This is a genomic window from Mesorhizobium sp. M7A.F.Ca.CA.004.12.1.1 (genome assembly GCF_003997835.1).
In the GTDB taxonomy this organism is placed as follows: domain Bacteria; phylum Pseudomonadota; class Alphaproteobacteria; order Rhizobiales; family Rhizobiaceae; genus Mesorhizobium.
Genome location: NZ_RZRK01000816.1, coordinates 1 through 2,703, shown reverse-complemented (window position 1 = coordinate 2,703; position 2,703 = coordinate 1). Strand labels below are relative to the sequence as shown.

Genomic DNA, 2,703 nt, shown 5'->3' with positions numbered 1-2,703 from the left:
TCAGCAGGGGAACCCCGACAACCACGCCAAGTGCGACGATCACCAGCGACAGCAGATCGCCGCGCTCCGGGCGTTTCTGCCGAAACAGAAGCAGCAGCGCCAGGCCAAGCAGGCCGGCAATCGCCGCCCGGGCCGACGTCAGGAATGTCGGATCGAAATCCCTGACCGCCACGCGCGTTGCCGGCAGGGAGCCGCTGAAGATCAACACGCCGATGAATCCATTCATCCAGCCGCTCGCGGTCTTGTCCATCGTATGCTCCGTTTGTCGGCTCCGTATCGCGCGGAGCCGGTGGTATCGCCAGAGACAATGCGGTACAATTATGCAAAACTGTCATGCTTGGCAGAGCAGTACGGATGGACAAACAGACCACAGGAAGCGAGAGCAGCGGAACGCTGGTCGAAGGTGTCATGGCGACGATCCGCCAGCGGATCGCGGCGCGCAGCCTGACGCCGGGAGCGCAATTGCCGTCGATCCGCGCCTTTGCCAAATCCATGCGAGTGTCCAAATCCACCGTGGTCGAAGCCTATGAGCGGCTCGCCGCCGAAGGGACGATCCGCTCGCGGCCGGGCTCCGGATTCTATGCCGCCGGATCGCTGGCGCCGCTGTCGCTGGCCGAAATCGGCCCCCGCCTCGACCGCGCGGTCGATCCACTCTGGATCTCACGCCAGTCCCTGGAGGCCGGCGACGACATGCTGAAACCCGGCTGCGGCTGGCTGCCGGCCTCGTGGATGCCGCAGGCCGGTCTGCGCCGGGCACTGCGCACGGTAGCGCGTGCCGACGATGTCGCACTGGCCGATTACGGCACGCCGCTCGGCCTGCCGCCGCTGCGGCAATTGCTGGCGCGGCGTATGGCCGGGCACGGCATCGAGGCCTCTCCCGAGCAGATCATGCTGACGGAATCAGGCACGCAGGCCATCGACCTGTTGTGCCGGTTCCTGATCGAGCCCGGCGACACCGTGCTGGTCGACGACCCCTGCTACTTCAACTTCCATGCTTTGTTGCGCGCCCACCGAGCCAAGGTCGTCAGCGTTCCCTACACGCCGTCGGGGCCGGACATCGATCTGTTCGCGCAGGCGCTGGCCGAGCATCGGCCGCGCCTCTACATCACCAATTCCGCCATCCACAACCCGACCGGCGCGGTGCTGTCGCCAGTCACCGCCCATCGGCTGCTCAAGCTCGCCGACCAGTCGGAATTGACTATCGTCGAAGACGACATCTTCGCCGATTTTGAACATGCGCCCGCCCCCAGGCTGGCGGCGTTCGATGGTCTGAACCGCGTCGTCCACATCGGCAGCTTCTCCAAGACGCTGTCGGCGTCGGTTCGCTGCGGCTTCATCGCAGCCCCCCGCGACTGGATCGAGCCCCTGACCGACCTGAAGATCGCCACCACCTTTGGCGGCGGCCGGCTTGCGGCCGAATTGGTGCTGACGCTGCTCAAAGACGGCAGTTACCGGAAGCACATGGATTTGCTGCGCGCACGGCTTGCGCGCGCCACGGGCGAGACGGGCGCCCGCCTGAAGGCGATCGGCATCTCACCCTGGATCGACCAGCCGGCCGGCCTGTTCCTGTGGTGCAGTCTGCCGGATGGCGTCGATGCGGCCGAAGTGGCCCGCCGCGCTCTGGCCGACAATATCGTGCTGGCGCCCGGCAACGCATTCAGCCTGTCTGGAACGGCCAGCCGCTTCCTGCGCTTCAACGTCGCCCAATGCACGGACGAGCGGATTTTCAGGGTGATCGAGGCAGCGATGGCGCGACCAAGCTGATCCTGTTGCCTGGACAACCTCCGGCTGCTAAGGGACGGATCTGCGCGTCGAGAGAATATCCGCGCGATCCGGGATAACGACTATGGGAACCAGCAAGTCAGCAGACAAGTAGGCCGCAACAGCACTTCGTTGTTGCGGCGGCCCGTCATTTCCCATCTTCAGTGCGAACGGCAGATCGCCGCCAAATGTAGCCATTTGAGCGGATGTTCAATCATGCCTTTTCCAAAAAACCCGACATGGACCACTTCCCTGCCAGCAGCCATGGTGCTGATGGCGCCCTTCGACATCCTGGCCTCGCTGGCCATGGACATCTACCTCCCGATTGTCCCGGCGATGCCGGAGATCCTCAAGACATCGCCCGATGTCATCCAACTGACACTGAGCCTCTACATGATCTGCCTTGGGCTCGGCCAAATCGTCTTCGGCCCGATTTCCGACAGGATCGGCAGGCGTCCGGTGCTGATCGGCGGCGCGCTTTTGTTTGCAGGCGCTTCCGCCCTGCTCGCCTGCACCTCGCTGGCCATGGTGTTCGTCGCCTTGCGGGTCGTGCAGGCCATCGGTGCATCCGCCGTTCTCGTTGCGACCTTTGCAACGGTTCGCGACGTCTATGCGCAGAGGCCTGAAAGTGCCGTCATCTACGGCCTGTTCAGTTCGATGCTGGCCTTCGTGCCGGCGTTAGGGCCGATTGCCGGTGCGTTGATCGCCGACAATCTCGGCTGGCGCGCGATCTTCCTGACGCTCGGCGGTCTGGCGGTAGCCGCCACCCTCAATGCATGGCCGAGATGGCATGAAACACGACCTACCAATGGCAACGACAGGCGAATGGCGTTTCGTCCCATTCTCTCCAGCTTCGCCTTCTGGGCGTACACGCTCGGCTTCAGTGCCGCCATGGGCGCCTTCTTCGTGTTCTTTTCGACGGCGCCGCGGGTGCTCATGGAC

3 protein-coding genes are annotated in these 2,703 nt (G+C 64.3%); 2 read left to right on the top strand and 1 reads right to left on the bottom strand.

Features of this window, described 5'->3' with window-relative positions; genetic code table 11:
• Window positions 1-250 (bottom strand): EamA family transporter (locus tag EN984_RS30105; protein WP_164765745.1); only part of this gene is annotated, 250 nt, incomplete at its 3' end.
• A 104-nt stretch (window positions 251-354) separates the two neighbouring features.
• Here EN984_RS30105 and EN984_RS30100 point away from each other — a divergent pair.
• Entirely contained in the window at window positions 355-1,764 is a 1,410-nt protein-coding gene (locus EN984_RS30100) for a PLP-dependent aminotransferase family protein (protein ID WP_127384176.1), read from the top strand.
• Window positions 1,765-1,977: 213 nt separating this feature from the next.
• Window positions 1,978-2,703: Bcr/CflA family efflux MFS transporter (locus tag EN984_RS30095; protein WP_127384175.1), on the top strand; the 726-nt coding region annotated here is incomplete at its 3' end.